This window comes from Moorena sp. SIO3I6, assembly GCF_010672095.1.
Window position 1 is genome coordinate 1 of sequence record NZ_JAAHHU010000271.1, and the last position, 6397, is coordinate 6397.

The window sequence follows — 6397 nt, forward strand, 5'->3', positions numbered from 1 at the left end:
TCAGACTGTTGCTCTTCAGATTTGTGTAGAATTCTTCTTTATGCAAGGATGTTTGCCCATTATCTGTATTGGGCGAACTGGAAGTAGAAGAGTTCCATGCCATCTCAAATCCCTCAAAAGTCTTGTGGGTATTATAGCAATAATAAAACTCATGAGGTACAAATATATAGATTTTAGGGAGCAGGGAACAGGGAACAGGGAGCAGGAAGCAGGGAGCAGATAATAGTGAATAAGTCAAAACAATGTGTACCTCATAGTTATGATAAACGCTATATAGTACGTTGTCATCTGCTCAAGATCTGAGTCTAATGGGACTAGGGAAGACTTTTGAATTCTCTGAAAAATTCATTTAATTTTGTGGAACGCTCCGCAAAAATCCTGCAAACCATGTCCAATCACTTGAGATCTGGTTTTGAGTCTGGTGCATCAATAGAATCCCCCATCCAGACTGCCCCCACCTACCCTAAGGCACACCCCAAGGCACACCCGCCAGTAACAATTTCATCCCTGCAAGAAAGCTGATTAAATGTAAGCTTTAAGTTGATCACCAATTTAAGGAAGTTCAAATGGAAGCTACAGGACGTTGTTTATGTGGTGCTGTCACATATGCCGCCAAAGAGGTAGAGACGGACGTTCATAGTTGCCACTGTGATATCTGTCTGCGATGGAATGGTGGACCGGGTTTTGCAGTGAGTGTTGGTCAGGTCAGCTTTAACGGTGAGCAGAACATCACTCGATTTGATTCATCAGAGTGGGCAGAACGCGGTTTCTGTAACCGTTGTGGCACGAATCTTTTTTATCACTTGAAAGAGGCAAACCTGTATGTGCTTTGGATGGGTACTTTTGACGACTTAAAGCCATTTAAGCTTGCCAGGGAAATTTACATTGACAAGAAACCTGCATTGTATGATCTCGCAGGTAATCATCCTCGACTCACTGGCTCCGAGTTCATGGCATCCCTTAAAGAAATGGAAGAATAGTTCGGAATCAATAGAACAGACGAGGTTTTCCCATGTCAATAGAAGGAGTTTTTCAGATTACATTGATCTTGGCTACATTGCTGTGTTCTCTGGTAGCAGGCTTCGTGTTTGCTTTTGCTGTAGTAGTCATGCCGGGTATCAAGACTTTAAGTGACCGGGAGTTTATCCGAGCTTTTCAGGTAATGGATGGCATTATTCAGAATAATCAGCCGATTTTTGTGTTGGTCTGGGTGGGTTCAATCTTGGCTCTAATGGCTTCAGGGATACTTGGCATCGGGCAATTGGAGGGAGCGGAGCGTCTGCTCATAATCTTAGCGGTGCTTGCTTACCTTCTAGTTGTTCAATTGCCGACTTTCACCATTAACATACCCTTGAATAACAAACTGCAAACGCTGAATATTGACGAGATGGATGAAACTGCACAAAAAGCGGCTCGTATGGACTTTGAACCACGTTGGCTCCTATGGAATTCAATCAGGACAACCTTTGCCAGCCTGGTATCTAGCCTGTTAATAATTCTATTACTCAGACTTTGAAGAAGTTGGATCTGGGGTCTGTACCCAAATCCGCTTTAATAAGACTATAGGGTTTCTCATAGCTACGAAAAACCCTATATATCCTGTATTATTGTTATATTTGTTCAAGGGACAGTTTTTTAACTTTTTCTATGAGTCGATTTTCGCTTAGTGCTATTTGCTGTCATGATTAATTACGTTTTTTTGATTATATTTTTTTACTTAGTATAACACGATCGCCTAAGTACAGGACAAAAATTGCAAAGAGTGGCGGAAATCAAACGGATGAAAGGATTGAGGATGAAGAACAAGGTGACGAAGATGATCAAAACCGAGACGGAATAAACTTTTAGCCCTACGTCCATGTTTCTTAAGAGTAAGAGGACGAAGTTGATGAAGAAATAAACCCATGCGCATCGACCAACACAAGGCTAAGGTTAAAAGAGCAAAAAGTTTTCGCAGACGTTGTGGGTCGGTTAAATGAGTGGATTCGAGGCAAAAGCCACGGGTTTTAAAAATGCCAAACAGGGTTTCAATGCCCCAACGCTGAGCATAATCGGAGATGATGCCCTCACTAGCATCGGTGGGAGCGATGACCACCAGCAATTTACCATCCTCAAGGCGTAAAGCCTCCACTGCAACGGGGTATCCCCAGACTCGACAGACTCCCTGGAGTCGTTGAGATTCACCCTTTTTCAGGTGAGCAAAAACTACCCGCGCAGCTAAGGGTTGACCCTGACGTTGAATTTTATCACTCTCACGAATCCTTAAGCGGAAGGGCATTTTCGGTTCTAAGAGTAAATATCTCACCCAAGCCTGACCGATGAACTCGCGATTGGCCTTTGGCCACGCTACGCGAACGCCACAAATACAGGCAATCTCTGCCTCTGGGAAGAGTCGATAAAACTCTTCGATAAATCTCATCCTCTCGTCACTATTGCTGTTTCCTTTCTTCTCCAAGAGCCACCACCATACCGGAAATGCCACTCCTTCATGAACTATTCCTAGGGTCAGAATGTTGTATACATGCTTGCCTAATTGCCAATTGGTGCGGTCGATGCTCAATACCCAAGGCTCAGGAATTTTCATCCAACTGACCACTATTTTAGCGATCGCCTCATAGTTTAAGTCAAAGCCTCGAAAGAATCTTTGCAATCGCTTGTAATTTGATTCCGGTTTAGCCTTACCTTCAAAACCCAAGGCTAACTCACTTAGATTCACTGTTTTCACCTTCAGCAATGCCAGCAGAAACAGGGCCAAAAACGAGACTCTTGCTCCATGCCATCCGAAGTAAGGGTGCAGAGCTTTCTTCAATTCGCTATATTGATTCATGGGGTTTTTGATGGATACACTCAATTCTGATGAAACCCCATCCTGCTCTTCTTTTCAACCCTTTTGTCCTGTACTTAGCACGATCGCACTTACAATTAAAGAGAAAATATTAGGGTAACAAACATGAATATCAAAGGTTTTGGGTGGTGCGTTCCTCATAATCTATCGGGTGAAGCAGCAGAATCTAGTAAGCTTTTCAGGGCTCATGTCGCCCCCTCAGCTGAATGTGATGCGCTATGCCAAGTATGGATAGGGTAAGGCGGGGGTCAGGATGGAGTGCGATCGCACCTGCGGAATGTGGCCTCGATCAGCCAACCTAAACAGGCAATTCCCCTCCCGCTAACCCTCCGGGTATAACGGGAGACCCCTTGCCTGTTTAGGTTGGGCAAACACAGGACTTGAGTCGATGTACATAGTCCATTTTGTCAGATTTACGCTACCTGAGTGAATTAGTCCAACTACTATCGAGACGCCTTGTATGTAGATACCTGATATCAGCCCATTGTTTGGATTGACCCAATAACCTAAGAAGGGCATTATAGATACGGGAGTTTTCGCTTGTCATCCTGTCTGAGTAATGTCACCCAGTCAGAATATGACATTTGTCGCCAATTTGAGAAGGTAACACCTTCCATCAGTGGGAAAAGATGCTTCCATCAGTGGGTTTGGATGAGTGTTCGTAGGGTAGCGCACCGCTACACCGATTCCTGCACCGATCGCCCTATGTGAACTTTTGTCAGTCAACCAGCTTTCGGTTCTGAATTGATCAGTCATTTAAGGGTGCTGTTATTGATATCAGCAACATAAGTTTTGATTTTTATCACTGTTTTAAATCAAGGAGAAATACCATGGCAATAATTTCAGGTACTGTGAATAACGACAGCCTCAATGGTGGAGGTGGTAGTGATCTAATTGATGGTCAACTTGGCAACGATACTCTCAATGGTCAAAGTGGCAATGATACTCTCATTGGTGGGGGAGGTAATGATATTATCGATGATTTTTTTGGCAATGACATCCTTTTTGGTGGGGAAGGTAATGATAACCTCGATGGTGGACCCGCCTCAGATACTATTTTTGGTGGGAATGGTAATGACACTCTTTCTAGTGGAACAAGTGGAGTTTCAAGTACCAATATCCTTTTTGGTGAAGATGGTGATGATCAGCTCTTTGGAGATGGCAATGAAATAAGAACTGGATTTACACCTTCAACTGATATTCTTGACGGTGGCTCTGGTAACGATACCCTCTTGAGCCGAGGTCTTAGTGACACTCTTAATGGTGGAGATGGCGATGATCTTCTAGAGACCCGAAGAGACGGTGATGACATTCTTAATGGTGGAAATGGCAATGATACTCTCAACGCCGATGGAATTTTATTCTCAAGCTCTAATCCTAATGTGACATTAAATGGTGGGAACGGTAGTGACTCTATTCGTGGTGGATTTGGCGACGACAACCTTAACGGTGGTTCTGGAAATGACACTCTTAGTAGTGGTCTAGGTGATGACATTCTTAATGGTGGGTCTGGAAATGACTTCTTCTTTGGTAGCTTTGGAAATGACATTGCAATTGGAGGTGGTGGACAAGACAGATTTGACGCCTTCGGTGGAGGGAATGACATTATTACTGATTTCGGAGGTGTTGGCACTGGGACAAACCCATCTCAAGCTGTTATTGACGAAGTCGATATCATAGAGTTTTCTGATTCAGGACAGACCGCAAAAAATTTACTTCTCACTCAGAATGGAAGTGACTTAGAGATTACCTTTGAGGGAAATAGCAGTGATAAGGTGGTTCTGAAAAACTTTAATCTTGAGGATCTCGATAACCTTTCACAAGGCATCGGCAATATACTGTTCGATAACGATCTGACAATTCAAGATAGCTTTGATGTTGTTAATGCGAATCAACTTCGTAGCACCGTCTTTAATCCCAATACAGTAACCTTCCTCAATGATTTAAATAACAACACCTCTGGCTTCAACAACTCGGATGACGTTATCAATGGTCAAGGTGGTAACGATACCCTTTCTGGTCTCTCTGGAAATGACCTGCTGCGAGGTGGTGATGGTAATGACAGCCTTGTTGGCGGTAATGGTGTTGATACCCTTGTTGGCGGTAATGGTGTTGATACCCTTGTTGGCGGTAATGGTGAAGATCTACTCGATGGAGGTAATGGTCCACTGAACACTCTCACTGGTGGTTCCGATGCCGACATATTTGTGTTGAGAAGTACTCAAAGTCAATTTATAACTGACTTTGAAGTTGGTATAGATAAATTCTTCTTAGATGATGGTCTAACCTTTGGGGCTCTGTCATTCACCCAACTTCCTAGCGCAACTACTATCGAAGCAAACAATAGCACGATAGGTTTAGTAGAAGGGGTAAGTGAGAGCGCCCTTAACAACATTTCCAACTTTATGAGTTAGAACCAGGCTTAACTCCTAAGAAACACATGGGGTAGGTGTTGAAATCAGGGTTGCCCGATGTAACTAATACTTCTGGGGATTGAGATGTTCGGAAGTCCTGAATGTGATGCGCTATGCCAAGTATGGATAGGGTGAAGCGGGGTTCAGGATGGAGTGCGTACGCTCTCTTTGAACATGCCTACGCACTCCATCGGTAAATGTGTTTACCCTGGGGCTAACGGAAACTGGTTCAGTTACTTGCAAGCGATGAAGCTTCGCTTCCGCTAAAAGCGAACGCGTAATTTGTTTTAACTAAGTTTTGGTTTCAACTTGCTTAGAAAGCTCACACTCTACTGTGATTTTGAGATTACTTTTAGCCGTCCCTTTGGTAACATAAGGAATCCCCGCTTCTCCCCCTAATTCTATCCCAAATTCTAGGGTAACTTTTTTAACGTTAGGTATTGGCTTTTTCTTAAACGCATTTAAGCCAATAATGGTGTAAGCCCGGATCGTACTTTCAATGGTTTGAGCGTGTTGTATTATTTGCCGTCGTAGCCTTTCAGGAGAACTCATCCCCTTGTCGGTGAGGGCTTCTTCTTCCTCTTCCTCTTCGTCTTGGTTGTCTGGGCTGCTTACCGTAGGAATGTCTAAATCTTCTGTAGCTTCAACATAAATAATTGTGCCATCCTCTAGCTGAATTGGCGTTAATTGTGTCATAGTATGGTATTTAATAAATGTAAGTATTGAGCTTAAGCGCTACGCGAACAGCGGTCAGCGGTCAGCGGTCAGCCGTCAGCCGTCAGCTTATTTTATTCACAAGCTGTTTGGTGTAGCTTAGCCTATGGCTAATGGTTGATAGCTTACAACAATTGTATTCCTATTAATTATTTATTTATCATTAAAAAGCTGGTTGTTATGAGTCGGAATGCCTTAGTAATAGGAATTAATACTTACAGCTATGAACGCCTCAATAATTTAACGGCACCTGGGCGGGATGCAGAAGCTATAGCCCAATTACTAGAGAAGTATGGAGACTTTAAAGTAACACGACTCCCGGCGGTTAAGGATAAACAGAATAATACCATTCGCGTTGGTAAAAAAACAAAAGTCACTCTGACTGAGCTAAAAAAACAATAGTACAATTGTTCAAACCAAATGA

The 6397-nt window shown here is 43.2% G+C and carries 8 protein-coding genes; 5 read left to right on the forward strand and 3 right to left on the reverse strand.

Translation table 11 applies throughout. The annotated features are described in order from the left end of the window. Positions 1-238 (reverse strand): hypothetical protein (locus F6K49_RS33685; protein WP_293103638.1); only part of this gene is annotated, 238 nt, incomplete at its 3' end. Positions 239-566: 328 nt separating this feature from the next. Here F6K49_RS33685 and F6K49_RS33690 point away from each other — a divergent pair. Both F6K49_RS33690 and F6K49_RS33695 read left to right on the forward strand, forming a co-directional pair. Further along, positions 567-980 carry a GFA family protein gene (locus F6K49_RS33690; protein WP_075901005.1) on the forward strand — a complete coding sequence of 138 codons (414 nt, stop codon included), beginning with the start codon at positions 567-569 and terminating at the stop codon, positions 978-980. A gap of 32 nt (positions 981-1012) precedes the next feature. Next, positions 1013-1516 (forward strand): DUF1772 domain-containing protein, encoded by a 504-nt coding sequence (locus tag F6K49_RS33695; protein WP_075901003.1) that lies wholly within the window; start codon positions 1013-1015, stop codon positions 1514-1516. A gap of 219 nt (positions 1517-1735) precedes the next feature. On the opposite strand, the gene F6K49_RS33700 is transcribed toward F6K49_RS33695, so the two are convergent. Further along, positions 1736-2827, reverse strand: a complete 1092-nt coding sequence (locus tag F6K49_RS33700; protein WP_293103641.1) for an IS4 family transposase — start codon at positions 2825-2827, stop codon at positions 1736-1738. Positions 2828-3385: 558 nt separating this feature from the next. On the opposite strand from F6K49_RS33700, the gene F6K49_RS33705 reads away from it, so the two are divergent. Continuing rightward, complete coding sequence (locus F6K49_RS33705) at positions 3386-3556, forward strand: hypothetical protein (protein WP_293103644.1); 171 nt, start codon at positions 3386-3388, stop codon at positions 3554-3556. Between the two features lie 119 nt (positions 3557-3675). Beyond that, a complete protein-coding gene (locus tag F6K49_RS33710) occupies positions 3676-5259 on the forward strand; it encodes a calcium-binding protein (RefSeq protein ID WP_293103647.1) in 1584 nt (527 codons plus the stop codon). Between the two features lie 291 nt (positions 5260-5550). On the opposite strand, the gene F6K49_RS33715 is transcribed toward F6K49_RS33710, so the two are convergent. Then, on the reverse strand, positions 5551-5955 hold the full coding sequence (locus F6K49_RS33715; RefSeq protein ID WP_293064589.1) for a CU044_2847 family protein: 405 nt from the start codon (positions 5953-5955) through the stop codon (positions 5551-5553). A 198-nt stretch (positions 5956-6153) separates the two neighbouring features. Between F6K49_RS33715 and F6K49_RS33720 the strand changes: the two genes are divergently transcribed. Then, a complete protein-coding gene (locus tag F6K49_RS33720; RefSeq protein WP_293103650.1) occupies positions 6154-6375 on the forward strand; it encodes a caspase family protein in 222 nt (73 codons plus the stop codon). The last annotated feature ends 22 nt before the right edge of the window (positions 6376-6397 follow it).

What these genes read in the sequence shown, in the direction of transcription:
- F6K49_RS33695 (WP_075901003.1), top strand. Translation starts at nt 1,013, where the DNA reads ATGTCAATAGAAGGAGTTTTTCAGATTACATTGATCTTGGCTACATTG.
- F6K49_RS33720 (WP_293103650.1), top strand. Translation starts at nt 6,154, where the DNA reads ATGAGTCGGAATGCCTTAGTAATAGGAATTAATACTTACAGCTATGAA.
- F6K49_RS33690 (WP_075901005.1), top strand. Translation starts at nt 567, where the DNA reads ATGGAAGCTACAGGACGTTGTTTATGTGGTGCTGTCACATATGCCGCC.
- F6K49_RS33700 (WP_293103641.1), bottom strand. Translation starts at nt 2,827, where the DNA reads ATGAATCAATATAGCGAATTGAAGAAAGCTCTGCACCCTTACTTCGGA.
- F6K49_RS33710 (WP_293103647.1), top strand. Translation starts at nt 3,676, where the DNA reads ATGGCAATAATTTCAGGTACTGTGAATAACGACAGCCTCAATGGTGGA.
- F6K49_RS33715 (WP_293064589.1), bottom strand. Translation starts at nt 5,955, where the DNA reads ATGACACAATTAACGCCAATTCAGCTAGAGGATGGCACAATTATTTAT.